17 protein-coding genes and 1 tRNA gene are annotated in these 16,409 nt (G+C 69.8%); 9 read left to right on the top strand and 9 right to left on the bottom strand.

Annotated elements, in window-relative coordinates; genetic code table 11:
• Nucleotides 1-213 precede the first annotated feature (213 nt).
• Nucleotides 214-286 (top strand) — tRNA-Arg (locus tag ACFO3J_RS19725).
• 47 nt (nt 287-333) lie between these two features.
• On the opposite strand, the gene ACFO3J_RS19720 is transcribed toward ACFO3J_RS19725, so the two are convergent.
• Both ACFO3J_RS19720 and ACFO3J_RS19715 read right to left on the bottom strand, forming a co-directional pair.
• Nucleotides 334-2,013, bottom strand: coding sequence for a site-specific integrase (locus tag ACFO3J_RS19720; RefSeq protein WP_386430775.1), 1,680 nt, complete (start codon nt 2,011-2,013; stop codon nt 334-336).
• Entirely contained in the window at nt 2,010-2,663 is a 654-nt protein-coding gene (locus ACFO3J_RS19715) for a helix-turn-helix domain-containing protein (RefSeq protein ID WP_386430774.1), read from the bottom strand. The genes ACFO3J_RS19720 and ACFO3J_RS19715 overlap by 4 nt, the downstream gene beginning before the upstream one ends.
• Nucleotides 2,664-2,759: 96 nt before the next feature.
• On the opposite strand from ACFO3J_RS19715, the gene ACFO3J_RS19710 reads away from it, so the two are divergent.
• Together ACFO3J_RS19710 and ACFO3J_RS19705 are read left to right on the top strand one after the other, a co-directional pair.
• Nucleotides 2,760-2,996, top strand: a complete 237-nt coding sequence (locus ACFO3J_RS19710) for a hypothetical protein (RefSeq protein ID WP_386430773.1) — start codon at nt 2,760-2,762, stop codon at nt 2,994-2,996.
• A gap of 642 nt (nt 2,997-3,638) precedes the next feature.
• A complete protein-coding gene (locus ACFO3J_RS19705) occupies nt 3,639-4,676 on the top strand; it encodes a DUF3631 domain-containing protein (RefSeq protein ID WP_386430772.1) in 1,038 nt (345 codons plus the stop codon).
• Nucleotides 4,677-5,086: 410 nt separating this feature from the next.
• Here the strand turns inward: ACFO3J_RS19705 and ACFO3J_RS19700 are convergent, their stop codons facing one another.
• Nucleotides 5,087-5,599 carry a DUF6907 domain-containing protein gene (locus ACFO3J_RS19700; protein WP_386430771.1) on the bottom strand — a complete coding sequence of 171 codons (513 nt, stop codon included), beginning with the start codon at nt 5,597-5,599 and terminating at the stop codon, nt 5,087-5,089.
• A 229-nt stretch (nt 5,600-5,828) separates the two neighbouring features.
• On the bottom strand, nt 5,829-6,191 hold the full coding sequence (locus ACFO3J_RS19695) for an ATP-binding protein (RefSeq protein ID WP_386430770.1): 363 nt from the start codon (nt 6,189-6,191) through the stop codon (nt 5,829-5,831).
• Between the two features lie 228 nt (nt 6,192-6,419).
• Between ACFO3J_RS19695 and ACFO3J_RS19690 the strand changes: the two genes are divergently transcribed.
• Both ACFO3J_RS19690 and ACFO3J_RS19685 read left to right on the top strand, forming a co-directional pair.
• Nucleotides 6,420-6,881, top strand: coding sequence for a hypothetical protein (locus tag ACFO3J_RS19690; protein WP_386430769.1), 462 nt, complete (start codon nt 6,420-6,422; stop codon nt 6,879-6,881).
• A gap of 87 nt (nt 6,882-6,968) precedes the next feature.
• On the top strand, nt 6,969-7,730 hold the full coding sequence (locus ACFO3J_RS19685) for a hypothetical protein (RefSeq protein WP_386430768.1): 762 nt from the start codon (nt 6,969-6,971) through the stop codon (nt 7,728-7,730).
• Here the strand turns inward: ACFO3J_RS19685 and ACFO3J_RS19680 are convergent, their stop codons facing one another.
• Nucleotides 7,731-8,264: an NUDIX domain-containing protein gene (locus ACFO3J_RS19680; RefSeq protein ID WP_386430767.1), complete on the bottom strand. Its 534-nt coding sequence runs from the start codon at nt 8,262-8,264 to the stop codon at nt 7,731-7,733.
• 218 nt (nt 8,265-8,482) lie between these two features.
• Between ACFO3J_RS19680 and ACFO3J_RS19675 the strand changes: the two genes are divergently transcribed.
• On the top strand, nt 8,483-8,884 hold the full coding sequence (locus ACFO3J_RS19675; RefSeq protein ID WP_386430766.1) for an Imm7 family immunity protein: 402 nt from the start codon (nt 8,483-8,485) through the stop codon (nt 8,882-8,884).
• A 991-nt stretch (nt 8,885-9,875) separates the two neighbouring features.
• Here the strand turns inward: ACFO3J_RS19675 and ACFO3J_RS19670 are convergent.
• Nucleotides 9,876-10,055, bottom strand: a complete 180-nt coding sequence (locus ACFO3J_RS19670; RefSeq protein ID WP_386430765.1) for a helix-turn-helix domain-containing protein — start codon at nt 10,053-10,055, stop codon at nt 9,876-9,878.
• Between the two features lie 235 nt (nt 10,056-10,290).
• Here ACFO3J_RS19670 and ACFO3J_RS19665 point away from each other — a divergent pair, with 235 nt between their 5' ends.
• Entirely contained in the window at nt 10,291-10,824 is a 534-nt protein-coding gene (locus ACFO3J_RS19665) for a helix-turn-helix domain-containing protein (protein WP_386430764.1), read from the top strand.
• A gap of 528 nt (nt 10,825-11,352) precedes the next feature.
• The gene (locus ACFO3J_RS19660; protein ID WP_386430763.1) at nt 11,353-12,345 is read left to right on the top strand and encodes a pseudouridine synthase; all 993 of its coding nucleotides are present in this window, start codon (nt 11,353-11,355) and stop codon (nt 12,343-12,345) included.
• Between the two features lie 66 nt (nt 12,346-12,411).
• On the opposite strand, the gene ACFO3J_RS19655 is transcribed toward ACFO3J_RS19660, so the two are convergent.
• Entirely contained in the window at nt 12,412-13,203 is a 792-nt protein-coding gene (locus ACFO3J_RS19655) for a VOC family protein (RefSeq protein ID WP_386430762.1), read from the bottom strand.
• A gap of 201 nt (nt 13,204-13,404) precedes the next feature.
• Between ACFO3J_RS19655 and ACFO3J_RS19650 the strand changes: the two genes are divergently transcribed.
• Entirely contained in the window at nt 13,405-13,608 is a 204-nt protein-coding gene (locus tag ACFO3J_RS19650) for a hypothetical protein (RefSeq protein WP_386430761.1), read from the top strand.
• A 115-nt stretch (nt 13,609-13,723) separates the two neighbouring features.
• On the opposite strand, the gene panD is transcribed toward ACFO3J_RS19650, so the two are convergent.
• Both panD and ACFO3J_RS19640 read right to left on the bottom strand, forming a co-directional pair.
• Nucleotides 13,724-14,146, bottom strand: a complete 423-nt coding sequence (gene panD / locus ACFO3J_RS19645; protein WP_386430760.1) for an aspartate 1-decarboxylase — start codon at nt 14,144-14,146, stop codon at nt 13,724-13,726.
• Nucleotides 14,147-14,285: 139 nt separating this feature from the next.
• Complete coding sequence (locus ACFO3J_RS19640; protein ID WP_386430759.1) at nt 14,286-16,310, bottom strand: FUSC family protein; 2,025 nt, start codon at nt 16,308-16,310, stop codon at nt 14,286-14,288.
• Between the last annotated feature and the right edge of the window lie 99 nt (nt 16,311-16,409).

Genomic DNA, 16,409 nt, shown 5'->3' with positions numbered 1-16,409 from the left:
GCCGCGCCCTCTCCCGCCACGACTACGCGGGCCCGACCAGGTGCTTCAGCGGACGGCGCTCCCCCTCCCTCCATTGTCCTGCCGCCCGCCAGCGGCCTGCGACTGCGGACGGGGGCCGCCTCCGCTGCCCCGGCGCCCACTATCCGCGATGGCCGTCAGGAATCCTCGCCCGGGGGGCGATCCGGTACTCTGTCCGTGGTTCAGGCACTCCCCGCCCCAGTAGCTCAGGGGATAGAGCACGGCTCTCCTAAAGCCGGTGTCGCAGGTTCGAATCCTGCCTGGGGCACAACGCGAAACCGCTCTGACCAGCGGTTTCGTTGGATCAGCAGCTCGTCAGGCGGCCTCGGACTCATCGTCCGGGGCCGTCTGCGTGAGCGATGCGTGAGCGGACCGCTCATCGATCTCCGATATTTCCCCCAAACGATCAGCACGATCCGGCACGGATTTCTCGCTGGGTAGGTCGGCGTCGTCGCCGAGCTTCGGCCCCGCGTCAGCGGCCTTGACGCCGAGAGCGGCACGGTGGGCTCGCGGTACAAGCCGAGCCGCCGCCTCTGCGATGGCCAGGTCGGTCTCCGGCAGCAAGCTGGTGTACGTGTCCGCCGTGATGGTGACGGAGGAGTGTCCGAGCATCTCCTGGATGTCCTTCAGGTCTGCCCCGGCCGCGTGGGCGAGCGTCGCCGCACCGTGGCGAAGGTCGTGGAGCCGGATCGGAGGCAGGCCGATCTCCTCGCGCAGCTCGTTGAAACGGCGCGTGACCTTGGCGGGGTGGAGCCAGGCCCCGTTCTCAGCGGTGAAGACCCGACCGGTCTCCACCCACCCGTCGCCCCACTCTTCCCGGTCCTTGTCCTGCTGGGCGCGGTGGCGTTCCAGAACGGCGGCGGTCTCCGAGTCGACGGCGATCGTGCGTGCGCCGGCATCTGTCTTCGGGTCGTCCTCGTAGACCTCCCAGCCGTCGACCACGAGCTGCTTGGCCACGGTGATGAGGGAGTCCGCCAGTTTGGTGTCGGTCCACAGCTGCCCGCACGCCTCGCCGCGCCGGAGGCCCCGGAAGGCGATGAGGTGGAACAGCCCGTACAGCCGGTCGCCCGCCGCGTGGTCGAGGAACGCGCCGGTCTGCCGGGGCGTCCAGACCATGACGGCCGAGGGCTTCTCGCCGGTGCGCTCCCAGCGCGCGATCCGTTCCTCGGTCCATAACTGTGCCTTGGGCCGCCTACCGGCCTCCAGCTCGACGTGAGCAGCCGGGTTGAAGGTAATCAGCTGCTGGGCAATGGCGGAGTTCAGCGCGGCCCTGAGCGTGGAGCGGATGCGCTGGCAGGTGGAGGGGCCGACCGTGTGGCGGAACGGCTGCATCTGCGTGAGAGCCGCCTTCATCTCCTTGCGGCGGGCGCGCTCCTCCCGGCCTTTCCAGGGGACTTGGGCGAGTTCGTTGATGGCTCGACGGCGAGCCGCGTTGCTCTCCGCGATCTCCACGTTTGCCTCTGCGATGGCCTCGAACATGTCCGACAGGTGCGCGACGCGGAGCCGGTCCAGCCGCAGGTGGCCGATCCGCGGCTTCAGGTGGACCCGGATGCTCCTCTCGTCGCGGCTGATCGCGCTCTGACGCCCCTTCTTGCCCTTGAGCCAGATGTCCAGCCACTCCCCCACCGTGAGGCGGCCGGTCAGATCCTGGCCGGACCGGAACCGGCGACGGACCTCGTCGACGTCGGGGAGGGGCGCCTTCTCGTCGGCGATGCGCTCCAGCAGGTCGGTGATCTGCTCAATGCCCTCGGGGTCGTCGGCGTCGGGGATGCCGAGGAGGGCGCGTATCCGGTCGAGGTCAGTCTGGGCGTCTTTGAGGGTGGTGTATCCGGCGCGGTTGAAGGCGCGGCGGGTGCCGTCGGGGCGCTGGGGCAGCTCTTGGCGGACGGAGTAGGTGCCGTGCTTGCGGGTGGTGAGCTTCGGGCAGGACTTGCCGAGTGGTTTGCCGGTGTGCGGGTCGCGGCAGTAGCAGCGGCGGTAGGTGGAGCCCTTCATTTGTCTTTGTCCTCCGGGCTGTTCACGGTGGGCGGGCTGTCGTCGATGGAGTCGAGACCGAGGGGAAGCTGCGGGAGGAGGAGGGCGTCCTCGCGCAGGGCGGCGCGGATACGGCCGAGGTAGGCGTGGTCGTCGTGGGCGCGTTGCTCGTACTGCTCGGCGGAGCGCAGCGCTTCGGCGCGTTCGCCGGGGTCGCGGGCGTCGGCGGCCTGGCGGCGGTGGTCCTGGGCTCTCCCGGTGGCGCGCTGGGCGCTCTCAACGACTGCTTGGTGCAGGCGGTAGAGACTCAGGGCATCTCCGTTTCCGGTGTTCTGTTCGCCGGTGAACCAGCTCAGCACGGTCCAGGTGTTCACCGGGTCGCGGTCGGGCAGCATGGGAGCCGTCTCCGCGTAGCCGACGGGGTAGAGCAGGCAGATCGGGTTCGTGTCGAGGGCTTCGGCGAGCACCATGACGTCGGGCAGCGGCAAGGTGGTGCGGCGGCCGGATTCCATGTTGGCGATCACGTTGCGGGGGACCGGGTAGCCGATCTGCTCACAGGCGTCGGCGAGGTCCTGTGCGCTCATGCCGAGTTCCTTCCGCCGTCGCCGTACTTCCGCCGCCACGGTGGCGGCTAGCTGGGCGTCCCAGTTTGGAGCGTCGTCTTGTGTCATGGCGACACATTAGCTTCGTTCATTCTCATCGTCGTAGTCCGGAGCAGGCGCGGTCCCCGCGTCGGCCGACGGCTTTCGCGATGAACGGAGAAGCAGATGAACGAGAACCGGACCGGCCGCCGTACGACGGGTATGAGCAGGGCGGAGTTGCTCGCGCTTCCCGCCGCCATTGACCTGGAGACCAGCAACAGGGCGCTGTCGCTGGGCCGGAGTAAGGGGTATGAGCTGGCCCGGCGGGGGCTGTATCCGTGCCGGGTGCTGCGGGTGGGGAACGCCTACCGGGTGGTGACCGCCGATCTGCACGCGGTCCTGGGCGTGGCCGGGGCGGCGTAGGAGCGGCTGTTTGTGTCCGGTGAGCGCAAGTCGGTGGACTGGTGCGGGCGGGCGGACGTAATGTTCCCGGTCGCCGCCGGTGGCCCGCCGCCCGCAGCGGTGCTCAGCCGACGAGAACAGCCCCCGGCGCTTACGACGCCGAGGGCCGAGCGAACTCCCCTGCACGCCTTGAACGATCAACCCAGGCGGTGTCGGGCCTGCCAGCCCGGCGCTGCCGGTCGAGGAGATTCACCATGCAGCCTACGACCCGCGCCGTCAGCGGCGCATCCCCGAAAGCGCCCTGGCCGCCGGTAACGGTCCCCGGCCAGTCGCAGCGCACCACCACGCAACCGCTTGCGGCCGGCACCGGCGACCGGACGCCCCGTGCGACCGGTTCGCCGTCGTCCGGCGACCGGCTGACCGCACGCGCCCTGTCGGCCGCCGGCCGCGCGGCCGGAGCAGATGACCGGCTGACCGCGACAGCCGGTCAGGTCACCGTGCCACAGCACTTGGCCGGTGACCGGGTGACCGCGGTTGCTGACCAAGAGCCGGTCACTGACCCCGGTCAGCCGACCGGCCCGACTGACCCGGAGGCCGATTTCCCGGCGGGGGGGCGCTGACCTGCTGACCGAGCTGCGGTCAGCCATCGCCCGGTACGTGGTCATGCCGAGCGACGCAGCCCTGGACGCGGTCATCTTGTGGATAGCGGCGACGCATCTCCAGCCCGCGTGGCAGCACGCGCCGCGTCTGGCGGTGGTCGGTCCGGCGAAGCGGTGCGGGAAGTCCCGGCTTCTGGACGTGCTGCACGGCATCGTCCACGACCCGTTCATCACGGTCAACTCGACCCCGGCGGCGATCTTCCGGTCGATCACCGAACAGCCGCCAACCCTGCTGGTGGACGAGGCGGACACCATCTTCGGCAGCGTGAAGGTGGCCGAGAAGAACGAGGAGATGCGCGGTCTCCTGAACTCCGGCCACCAGCGCAACCGCCCCACCACCCGGGTCGTCGGGCCGGAGCACAAGCCGACGAAGTTCGCGACGTTCGCCATGGCGGCGCTGGCCGGGATCGGCGACCTCCCCGACACGATCATGGACCGGGCGGTGGTGATCCGGATGCGCAGGCGCGGACCGGGCGAGACCGTACGGCCCTTCCGCTCCCGCCGCGACACCCCTCTCCTCCATCTCCTGCGCGACCGGCTCGCCGAGTGGTCGGCTCCGCTGCTGGAGGCGGCAGCGGAGATGGAACCGGTGATGCCGGTGGAGGACCGGGCAGCCGACACCTGGGAACCACTGGTCATCGTCGCCGACCTGGCCGGGGGCCGATGGCCGCAGCGGGCACGGACCGCCTGCCGCGCGATGACCACCCACGAGGAGGGCCAGGACCAGGAGACGGGCCTGAAGACCCGCATCCTGGCCGACATCCGCGCCGCGTTCGCCATGTGCGGGGACCCCGACGCGCTGTCGACGCAATCCCTGCTGAGCGCCCTGAACGCGGACACCGAGGGCCCCTGGCGCGAGCACGGCACCAGCGGCCTGACCCCGCGCGGCCTCCAACTCCTCCTGAAGGACTACGGCATCAGCGCGGCCAACCGCCGCTTCCCCGGCGACACCCAGCGCCGTGGCTTCACCCGCAACCAGTTCACCGACGCCTGGACCCGCTACTGCCCCCAGATCGAACCGGCCTCGCCGTCGGGGCGGTAACCCTCTCCGACCCGCCCCACCCGTCCCCGCGCAGCTCAGCGCGGGGACGGGTCACTTCCCCGTGACGAGTCGACCCGCAACACCGCACCCACCCGTACCTGCCCGGACCAGCCACGCAACGGGTGGGACGGGTCGTTGCTCGCCCCCGGCGAGAAGCAATCAGGGGCGAACCGGAGGACGAGAAGCGCCGCACGTGGCAGCACCGGAGACAGGTGATCTGCGGCGCAGCAAGTTGTGGAGCAAGGACTCCTTATGCCCCAGCGGAGCAAGTTGTCGCGCTCGACGGTCCTCCGGCCCGTCGCACGCTCATGCCCGCGCCGGGGGGGCGCGGGCATGAGAGGTCCCCGAGCGAGGGCGCACGGGGACCACAGGGTGGAGGCGGCGCCCCGGCCGAGACCGGCTGGGAGCGGTCAGTCCGCGCAGTGGGCGGCCCAGTCCTCACGAGCGGCAATGAGCGCCGGCCGCACCTCCTGCTCGAGCCGGTCCGCCTGGGCCCGTAACTGCGACACGATGGCGATGAGCCCTTGCGGGTCGAGGCCGAGGATCCAGTGGTCGAGGCAGACCTGGATGTTCACGACGGGCACGCGCAGGGCGGGGTTCGGGTCGTAGGGGTTGCAGTCGATGGCCCCCTCGAAGACCGCGTCCTCCTCGGCTTTCCCGTTGGCGTCCGGCGCCAGGACGGTCATGGTCTGGCCCTCGAAGAAGTTCCGGTGGCTGATATCGGCCAGCCGCACGGGGAGCAGATCGAGCGGCACGTCGACCTCGCTCGGGTCGTCCTCCGCCCAGGCAGGCAGATAGCCCGACATCGAAGAACCGCTCTCGGTAGTGATCGTCCACCTGCCCGGTGTGCTCCAGGGTGACGGCTGCTTCCGGGGCTCTGCGGCGACGGTGTTCTGCAGCGGTTGGATGTCGGTCTCCTTCATCGCAGGGTGCGGATGTTTATCGGACGATCGGTCATGGTCCGGGCGGCGTGGCGACTCCGGATCGAGAGGATCGGGAGGACCGAGAGAAGTCGGCGCCGGCGGGCGGGCCAGCGACCCGACGAAGTGAAGGGGAGTGCGGCGCGGACCCGGACGGCCAGCCGCCGGTTCTCCGCCGGGACCGTGGTGTCGGCCGGGCCGACTTCGCACCAGACGACCTTCCCGGCCGGATCTACGGCGCTTCCCCATGCGGCGGCCAGGGATTCACCAGGAGCAGCCCTCGCCCGCCTTCGGCCTCCAGCGAGCCGTGGCGCGGCTGCGGGCGTACCGGGTCGACATCGGTGACCTCGACCCGGACCCGCACGCCGGTCCACCGCACGACCACCGAGCACGGTGCCTGCGTGTACCGGACGGCGTTGGTGATCAACTCGGTGGACAACAACTCCAGGTCGCCCAGGGCATCCTCCGACAGCGGTACGTCCCAGCCCCGCACCACCGTCATGACCTGCCGTCTCGCGTCGGACACGGCTGCCAGAAGCGGTGGCACCTGGAAACCGAACGGAGGGGGCTTGGCATCCGACGTGATGTCAGGCATTGCGGAGGACCTTTCGCCAGGCTGTAGATGCCTTGCTGCGCCTTCGAGTTCGGCGCGGCACCGGGCTTGTTGCTTCCTCCGGGGGTCGTCCCTCTGGAGGAATCTCAGCCTGTCCCGCCGGTCCGTCCGGTGATAAGGGCAGCGTGGATACCCAGGATGGGTAAACTCGCCTGCAGTGATCTCGCGTGACGGTGAGCGAGCACCTTCCTGTGCGAGGAGGCGCCGGCCATGACCGAACCCGCTGTACCGGTCGGCCTGTCCACTCGCCTGCTGGCAGATCCTGCGATGGCTGCGGCCTGTGCTGCGAGGGACTTCACGAAGATCTTCGGCTTGGCAAAAGCGAGGGGTGGCTTTCACGCCTCGCGCATCGCCCGCCAGTGCGAACTCACACCGAGCAGGGTGGGTGAGGTCATGTCCGGCCGACGCTCGATCACGAACATGAGCGTGATCGAACGCGTCGCGGACGGGTTACGGATTCCGGGCCACATGCTCGGCCTCGCGACGCGAGCCTGGGAGCAGCGAGCCCCGGCACCAAGCCGGCCCAAGCCGCAATCCGCCCAGAACGTTTCTGGGTCCAGCTTCCTCCCAGCACCGACGGAGGACCTGGACAGTATTCTCGCCATCGCGGCGGCTACCAAGGTCACTCCGAGCACCCTCCGGTCGCTGCAAACCTCGATCGAGGACTACTAGCGGCGGGACGACGAACACGGCGGCGAAGCACTGCGGCCGGCGGTGATCGGCCAACTCCGATACGTCAAGGGCGTACTGGCCGACAGCATGGACCCCGACTACCGGCGCAGCCTGTACGGCATCGCTGCCGAACTCGCACGACTGACCGGCTGGACGTTCTTCGACGCCCGCCAATTCAGCACGGCGAAAACCTACTTCACCGAGTCCCTCCGCCTGGCCCGCGCCATCGACGACCGGGTCTTCGTGGCCAACGTTCTCGCCTGCCTGAGCCTGCAGGCCACCTACCAGGACCGGGCCGAGGAAGCCGTCACGCTCGCACGGACCGCACAAGATGTCGCCCGGCACGACGGCGGCACTCCACGGCTCATGTCCATGCTGTCGATCCGTGAAGCCTTCGGCCACGCCAGCGCGCATGACCGACCGGCGACCCACACGGCCATCACCGTGGCGCAGCGCCACTTCGGATACGTCAGGCCCACGGACGACGACCCACCATGGGTCCGCTACTTCGACCGGACCAAACTCACCGTGGACATCGGCATCGCCCTCGGGCAACTCGGGGACGCAGGCTCCGCCGAGCCCCTGATCGCCGAGGCGCTCCGCAGCGAACCGGAAACGAACCTGAGAGGCCGGGCCTTCCACTCCTTCTGGCTGGCGAGAACCCAGCTACAACGCGGCCACATCGAGGCGGCCTGCCGCACGGCAAGCGACGCTCTGAACCTGTCCACGACCGTCGACTCGCCCCGCGTGACAGCGCACTTGCAGGAGTTCCGCCAACTGCTCACGCCATTCCGCTCGTTCCGGCCGGTCGCGGAGCTGGACGCACGCCTCATGGGGGCGGCGGGCTGACTACAGGCCGGCCTCGTCCAGCAGCAGGTACAGCACGCCGACCAGCGAACCGCTGCTGACGATCTCACGGCGGTCGATCATGCCGCGCAGATCTGACAGCGGAATCCACTCCAGACGATCGGACTCGTTGAGTTCCGTCGGCGGCCCCACACACTCCACCGCATCGGCGCGGAAGACGAAGTGTTCGGAGTCGGTGATGCCATTGGCCGGCTGCGCATAGATCAGCGGCACCATCTCACCGGTACGCCAACCCGTCTCCTCCAGCACCTCACGGGCGGCGGCCTCAGCCTCGGTCTCCCCCCGCTCTATCAGCCCCATGGGCAACTCCCAGGCCCACGAGTCCGTGATGAAGCGGTGCCGCCACATCATCAGCACCTGCTTCTCGCTGTTCACCACGGCCGCCACCGCCAAGTGCCGCAGCTTGAGCACGTGATGCTCCCACCGCCGCCCATCCGGCTGCTCGACATCCACCAACCACACGTTCACCCAGGGGTTCTCGTAGATCGGACGTTCCCCATGGACCTTCCACTGCATCGCTGCGGCCCCTCTCGATCAACGTCAGCATGCCAGAGACCCACCTTCGAGCGGCCCGCCCAGGGCCGAGTTGTCCGAAGCCCAGCCAAGCTGATGGGGGTCTTCGAGAGCGGCCAGTGTCGCCTCAGCTCCTCACCCGGTGGATGGTTGAACGGCCTGGGGATTCAGGTGAATGGGAAGCACTGGGTTGCCGTCGCGCCGGTTAGTAGTCTGCGGTCATGTTCGAATACCACGGCTGGATCAAGGTTCTGGAGAGCGCCAGCGCTGGCGATGACCACTATGACGACGCCCGTCTCCGGGAGATCGTCGAGGGCATCAAGGGGCGGATTCGCGAGATCGACAGCCCGTATCTGCTTGATCTGTGGTGGATGAACGGCGGGGCATTCGTGCACTTCGGGGGCTTCCCCAACCATCGTGACGAGGAGATCCTGGAGTTCTTCCGGGAGGTCGGTGAACGGGCGCCGGGTTCGTACGGCCTACTGCACGTCCGCGATGACGAGGATCCCGAGTATGGGAACGACGTCCTCGTCACCAGGATGGCTCGAGGGCAGGTGAGCCAGCACGCAGACTCGCTGCTCTCGCCGTGCATCCCTGTCTTGGAAGATCCGTTCCAGTCATAGAGGTTCGGGTCCGTCAGACCCCCGCAAAGGGACGATGTCGGCCTCAAGATCGTTCACGAACTGCGGTCATAGCCAGATTCGAAGGGCGTCATCAAAGCGTGAGCGATGCGTGAGCGGACGACACAGCACCGGCCGATCGCCGCCGGATAGCGAAGCCTGCCGGGTGGTGCTGGCCAGCGCGGCCAGCACCACCCGGCACGGTCATTCACCCCGGATCACGATTCCCGTCGCTCTCCTAAAGCCGGTGTCGCAGGTTCGAATCCTGCCTGGGGCACGGACGCCACAGCGGGGACGCGATGAACGGCCAGGTCAACGGCGCTGCCGGGCCTGGCCGTTGGTCATTCGGCGTCCTCGTGCGGGCCCCGTCGCGCGTCGAGGGCCGGCAAGGGGGGCCGACCGCGGTGCGGTCCTCGACGCGCTCAGGGGTGCCATCCGAACTGACCAACGAAAGAGCGAAGACTGCGGTTGCTCCCTCGTTCGAGTGAACGAACGTTCGAGAGCCACCCCGAGTCGCCCGCCCCGAAGGCCCGGGGCGAGACCGGTGACCGGGCCCACATTTCGGCAACAGCGCGTGCTCGGGCGGTGCTTGAGCGTAGTGTGACGATCGGCCTGGGCAACCGGCTACTCCCTCCTCCGGACATCCGTATGTCCGAACCCGGAAGAGAGGAGAGCAGATGGGTAAGCACCGGAAACCGAGAGGTGGCTTCCGGCGCCCCGGCCGCCGTGCGTTATCGCTGCTGCTGATCCAGACTGCCATCTGGATGCTCAGCCGCACGGCCGGCCGGTAGTCCGGCTCAAGCGGGGGCCGTCGTCAAGGACAGTCGGTGGCGGCCCTCGCCCGTCGAAACTCCAGCGGACCACGCCGCGTGGAGCGGCCACAAGAAATTCCCCACCTTGGCATATGCCAATCACCGAGGCTGCCGTCGCCCGACCGCCCGGCCCGGACCGCGCCACCTTGACCCGGACGTCCACGACTCGCATCCAAAAGTCCTCATCGGTCGTGAGTGATCGCGGCGGTCGGCACATCGAGGGCGAGGGCGTAACGGCGGATGGTGTCGTCGCTCGCTCCGGCGAGTCCACGCTCCAATCGGGACAGATGACCTCTGTCGATGCCGGTCTTCGCCTGCATGTCGCGCAGGCTCACTTTCCGAGCCTTTCGGAGTGCCCTCATGGCCGCGCCGTTCGGTCTCACATCCTGAAATTAGCCGCATAGAGCCCGACTCGCAAGCAGATTTCCGAGCCTTGAAGCTCACTTTCTGAGCTTCAAGGCTCGGAACGGGATGTGCGCCCGGATCGTCCGACGCACCGTCATGCAACCCATGGGCGGCATCGGGCCGTCTCCCCTGCAGGTCAAAAGGCCGAAAGACACCTACGTGGTTGCATGGACTACGGCATGATGAGGCCCCATGGACGGAGACTGGTTGCGACTGGGCAGAGCCGTGCGGGCAGCACGCGGCGGCAAGGGGCTCAGCCAGGTGAAACTCAGCGAGGTGGCCGGCGTCGGGCGGACGGTCATCCAGACGATCGAGCGTGGTGGTGGCTTCGACCGTGTGACGTCGACCCTGCGCAGCCTCGAGGTCGCCCTCGACTGGAAGCGGGGTTCGGTGGAGAGCATCCTGGAAGGCGGCGATCCGCTGCCCCTGCACGGACCCGGGGAGCAGGATCCCGCAGGCTCATTGCGGCAGGGCGCCTACGGGGGCCTGCCTCTTCGGGTGACCCACACGCTCATCGAGGGCACCACCTTGGACACCACGATCGTGCCTCTCACGCCGAACGCCGACATGGTCGTCGTCGTGATGGGGAAGCCGAAGGCGACGGCCGAGCAGCTGAAATCGGCGCTGTTGGCCTGGGAGGAGGAACGGGGCTACCTGGCGCGATTGGCCAGACTCTTCGACGATCCGCAGGGCACACCGGAGCCCTGGCGCGAGCCGGGCTCGTAACCGGCTCCACCCGGCTCGGCTCCCGTGGCGAGCGGGTTATCCACAACCCGTCGCTTTTCGCTCACATCGGGCACTCTTTTGTGGTTGCATGATCGCACCGGCGAGGGGGCCACCGCCCGGTGTTCAGGGGGCCGAGTGATTCGGGTTCTACGCACGTCCGGTCTGCCCGAAGGCGTTCTGCTGTGGGTCAGGCCGTACCGACAGGGATTTGTGGTGTACGTGGCACCGGCGCTTCTTTCCACGACCGAGACCGAGCGGCTGAGGACGCCGACTCCGCTGTGGAAGGACGGGCCGGACGCCTTGATGTGGAAATGACGTGATCGTCCGCGTACCGGTGGGCTGCCTCTGCTGAGCAGTGGTGGGCGGCTCTCCGGCGCGGCCGGCCGACCTGCCGTACGGCCGTGACAGCCATGACGGCCATTACGGACATGACGGGCCGCGCTGATCATGAGCGACCACGGCCGTCGGGCTCATCGGGCTTCCACGTAGCCTGGCCGAGGCGGGCGGGCGGACAGAGGTGAGGGCACGGTGGCACGCAGACCTGGTCGGAAGGCGCCGCCGTCACCGCTGGAGCAGCGCGACGGGGTGGACCCGGTGTGTCTGCGTCTGCCGGGCGATACGGGCGGCATGGAGGATGTGAGCGGATCGGGGGGCGGCCGGCCCGCGACCATACGCGGGTATCTGCTGGAGCGTTACGCCGCCGCCATCGGCCCCGCGCGGGTCGAGGCCATGCTGGCCGACGGGCGGTTCGTCGGCGAGGAAGGCCGCCCGGTCAACTCGGCGACACCGTACGAGGCAGGGGCGCACATCTGGTTCCACCGCGACTTCGCGCCTGAGCTGCCCGTGCCCTTCCCGATCGGGATCGTGTACCGCGACGAGCGGATCGTCATCGCCGACAAGCCGCACTTTCTGGCCACCACGCCGCGGGGCCGGCACATCACGCAGACCGCGGTGGCCCGGCTCCGGCGGGATCTGGACCTGCCGCGGCTTTCTCCGGCGCACCGGCTGGACCGGCTGACCGCGGGGCTGGTGCTGTTCGTCGTGCGGCCCGAGGACCGCGGCGCGTATCAGACGCTGTTCCGGGACCGCAGGGTGCACAAGGAGTACGAGGCCGTCGCCGTCCACGACCCGGCGGTGGAGCTGCCGCGGACGGTGCGCAGCCGGATCGAGAAGGAGCACGGCGTACTGACCGCGCGGGAGGTGTCCGGGCCGGTCAACGCCGAGACGCGCGTCGAGCTGCTGGCACAGCGCGACAGGTTCGGCAGCTACCGGCTGCTGCCGGCGACCGGCCGCACGCACCAACTGCGGGTCCATATGAACGCGCTCGGGCTGCCGCTGCTGAACGATCCGCTCTACCCCGAGATCGCCCCCGAACTCGCTGAGGACGATCCCGGCCGCTTCGACCTCCCGCTGCAACTGCTCGCGCGGGCGCTGGAGTTCACCGACCCGTGGACCGGGCGGCGGATGCGCTTCGAGAGCAGCCGTGAGCTGGCGGCGTGGCGGGGCGGGGCCGCGCACTGACCGCAGGTCGTCCGGCCCGGTCACGGTGCGGCCACGTGATGGTGGGCCGGTGCCGGGCGAGGGGCGTCAGGACATGGACTCGGACGGGGTGAGCAGGGCAAAGAAGGCGCCTTCCGGGTCTTTGAGCAGGGCCATCCGGCCGACGCCCTCCATGTCGGTGCACGGCATGAGGACGGCTCCGCCCTTCTCGACGGCGATGGCGGCCACCGCGTCGCAGTCGGCGACCGCGAAATACGGCTGCCAGTAGCCGAAGCCGTCCGGCAGCATCTCGGTGCCGAGTTGCATGATGCCGCCGTGCGAGCCTTCCTGGCCGCCGCCGGACCGGGAGACGACCACGTAATTCCCGGCGCCGTCCGGCAGCGGCATGTCCTCGTAATCCCAGTCGAACACGCTGTCGTAGAAGCGCTTGGCCTGCTCGGCGTTGGTCGTGTAGAGCTCCGTCCAGCACAGGGCGCCGCCGCCGACCCGCTCCAGGCCCTTGACGGTGCCCGGCTGCCAGACGGCGAAGTCGGCGCCGTCCGGGTCGGTGAAGCCGGCCAGACGGCCCTTGTCGAAGACGTCCATCGGCGCGAAGCGGACGGAGCCGCCGGCCTGCTCGACGGCCTTGGTGGTGGCATCGGCGTCGGACGTCTCGAAGTAGACGATCCAGGCAGGCTTGGCGTTGTCGCCCTGCAGGGGCCCCATGGCGGCGACGGTCTGCCCGGCGAGCTGGAACATTCCGTAGCCGCCCGCCTCCGGGCCCGCCGAGCGGAAATCCCAGTCGAAGAGGGCCTTGTAGAAGGCTGCGGCGGACTCGATGTCGCGGCTGCCCAGATCGATCCAGCTGGGCGCGCCGGGAACGTAGTCGCTGGTGAGCATCGTGCTGACCTCCGTGAGCTGACGGATTTGCCGGATTCGAACGATGTGTCCTGCCTCACATCAGCATGGCAGCAGCCACTGACAATCGCCGTTCGCGGGCAGGTCACGGCAGAACACCGACGGCGCCGCGTGACCTGGCGCACACGGGTGGTGGCCCAATGGATTCGAGGATTGTCAGTGGTCCCCTCTAGGGTTGTTCACATGTACGGGGGAAGACTCGATCAGGCGAATACGGCCCTGCGCGCGTATGTGCAGGAGCACGGTGACCGGCCCTGGACGGCCGAAGAGCTCGCGGAGCTGGCGCGGCTGCGCGGGCGGTGGACGTCGGCCGCGCGTGAGCTGCGTATGCACATACGTCCGGTGACCGGCCCGGTCAGCGGTTCCGCGGTGGTGACCGCGGCCTGACCTACGGCGTGGGTGCGCCGTTCCCGTGGCGATTTTCCGGGTGGCCGGTCCTCCGGTGCGTCTTCTGTGCGTCGTCCTGCGTCTTCGGGGGCTGATCCTCGGGTGCTGCTACGGCTCAGGCGTGCGCGATCGCGTGCGGCGGGCGGACGGTGCCGGTGCCGGGGGCCGGCTCGGCGGTGTCCGCACCGAGGGCGGTGATCCGGTTGCCGGCATCGACGTGGACGACGGCCGGGCGCAGGGTCCGGGCCTCGGCGTCCTCGACCTGGGCGTAGCTGATCAGGATCACCAGGTCGCCGGGGTGCACGAGGTGGGCGGCCGCGCCGTTGATGCCGATCACGCCGGAGCCGCGCTCGCCCTCGATCACGTAGGTCTCCAGACGGGCGCCGTTGGTGATGTCGACGATGTGGACCAGTTCGCCGGGCAGCAGGTCGGCGGCGTCCATCAAGTCGCGGTCGACGGTCACGGAGCCCACGTAGTGCAGATCCGCCTGCGTCACCGTGGCCCGGTGGATCTTGGATTTGAACATGGTGCGCAGCATGCCGCCGCCTCCTGGTGGTGAGCAGGTCGCGTCCTTGATCGGGTACGCGCCGACGCATCCAGGGTAGAGCGGCTGTCGGCGGGTCCGGCAGCGGGGCGCCCGGGAGTGCGGAAGATCTCGTCGGACGGCGGTCCGGGACTCAGCCGGGGGCCGGGGCGGGCGGGGGCGCGGAGACGAGAGCGGGTGGGGGCGCGGGTGCGGGCAGGCGGTCGTAGAGCTCGGCGAGGGAGGTGTTGAGCCAGATGAGGGGGGCCGGGCCGCTGCGGGCCGGACGGGGTGGGGTGGCGTCGGGGCGGTGGCCGAGACGGCGGCGTACCTGGCCGATGTTGAGTGCGGTCAGGCCGAGTTGGGGGCGGGCGGCGGCGAGGGCGGCGCTTTCGGTCGCGGCCAGGGCTCGGGCGGCGTGTGCGCAGGCGGCCAGTGCGTCGGCCCAGTCGGCGGCGTGCGGGGTGCCGGCGTCGCGGCGGGTCGGCGACGCGCCGCCGGCGCGGACCCGGCGGGTGATGACGCGGTGGGCCCGGGCGGGAGCGGAGGCGTCGGCCAGGTCCTTCGTAGCCCGATCGACGCGGCGGGCGAGCCGGCGGACGGTGACGGGTTGTGGGTCGGGTTCACGAACGGCGGCGAGCAAATCCTGGAGTGCCTGGAGGGCGCGGGCCGCGCGGGCGCGCATCACCGTTTCGGTGGGGAGCGGGAGGACGAAGAAGGCGGCGGCTGTCCCGCAGGCCGAGCCGAGCAGGATGCCCTCGGGGCGCTGGACGAGGAGGGCTGCGCCCTGTTCACCGTTCAGGCTGTAGAGGACGGCGAGCAGGCTGGTGACGCAGAACGCCCACACCGCGTAGTTGAGGTCGCGCAGCCACAGACCGATCAGCAGGTAGCAGAAGATGACGGTCACAGCGGCGGCCGGGACGCCGGCGACCACGTGGGCGATCAGCGTCCCGGTGAGGGCGCCCACGAAGGCGCCGGCCACCCGTAGGCCGCTGCGGTGCACGACATCGCCTCGCCCACGGGCCGCGCCGCACACCACGAACGCGGTGATCACCGTCCATGGCCAGTGCTGGGGGAAGAGCAGGTGGCCGGCCAGGAAGGCGGCGGCCATCGCGGTGGTCAGTTGGGCGGCAAGCCGGGTCTGGGGTTGGGGGCGGTGCCGACCGGCGTCGCGGCGGCGCGCGGGCGGCTGCTCGGTCGGCAGTTGGCCTGCCGGTGTGCGGCGGACGGTCGCGGCGGTCGCCCGCAGTACGGAAAGGGCCGTTTCCAGCCGCCGGCCGTCCGGCCCCGCGGGATCGGCCGGGTCGGTGGCGGCGACCTCGGCGTGGAGTGCGGCGGTGGCGAGGGCGTCGAGCGGGGCTCGGTCGGCGCGATCGGGCAGGCGGGCGGCGTCGAGGCGGTCCTCGACGGTGAGGGCGGTGCGGTGCACGGTCGCGGCGGCGCGAGCGTGCGGGCGGCTGCCGGCGGGCAGCGCGCGCATCCGGGCCACGGCCAGTGGCAGGTCCAGTGCCGCGGCGGCGGCTTCCCTGGTGGGCCGGGCCGGCAGCAGTTCCTGGACGGCGATCACGCAGACGACCGCGATCAGACCGGCGAGGCCGCCCCACAGCGGACCGGTCGCTTTGGCGGCGCTCGGCGGTAGCGGGACGACCAGGACCGAGATCAGCGGGGTGAGCGCGAGCCGCCCGAAGTGGCGTACTTTGCCGCCGAACCGCATCAGATAGCGGGACGCGCCCACCGCCGCGACGAAGGCCGTCGCGCCCAGCCAGGTGTGGTGCAGCATGAAGCGTCCGGTGAAGGCGGCGAGGATGCCGATCGCGGGCACCTGGAGCAGGGCGGCGAGGCGATACGGGAGGCTGGTCCCGTGCAGGGTGCGCGAGACCAGGACGGCGACGACGGTCGCGATGACCACCATGCCACCGGGCAGATCGGCGGCTCGGCAGACCGACCAGGCGAGGAGCAGCGCGGCCAGGGCGGCGATGATCGTACGTATGGCGATATGCAGGCGCACCCGGCCGGGGTCCAGCAACCGCAGTCGGATCAGCATCCTTATGCCCGCCCTGTCACCCTCGCCGCTCGTCCGCCCCGCCACCCAGGTCACCGCCCTGCCACCCGCCGTGTCACCCGCGCGCTCCACGGCCGTCCCCGCAGCGCCGGCCACCCCGCGACGCAGGTCACCCATTCGAAGACGCAAGGCGCCGAACCACAACGCCTTGCGTATGACTATCACACGCCAGTGAGCCATTTCATCCGAATAATCGGCCACTGCTCCGCGCAGATG

Source organism: Streptomyces polygonati (assembly GCF_042650325.1).
In the GTDB taxonomy this organism is placed as follows: domain Bacteria; phylum Actinomycetota; class Actinomycetes; order Streptomycetales; family Streptomycetaceae; genus Actinacidiphila; species Actinacidiphila polygonati.
This window is presented reverse-complemented; position numbering and strand designations above follow the sequence as displayed.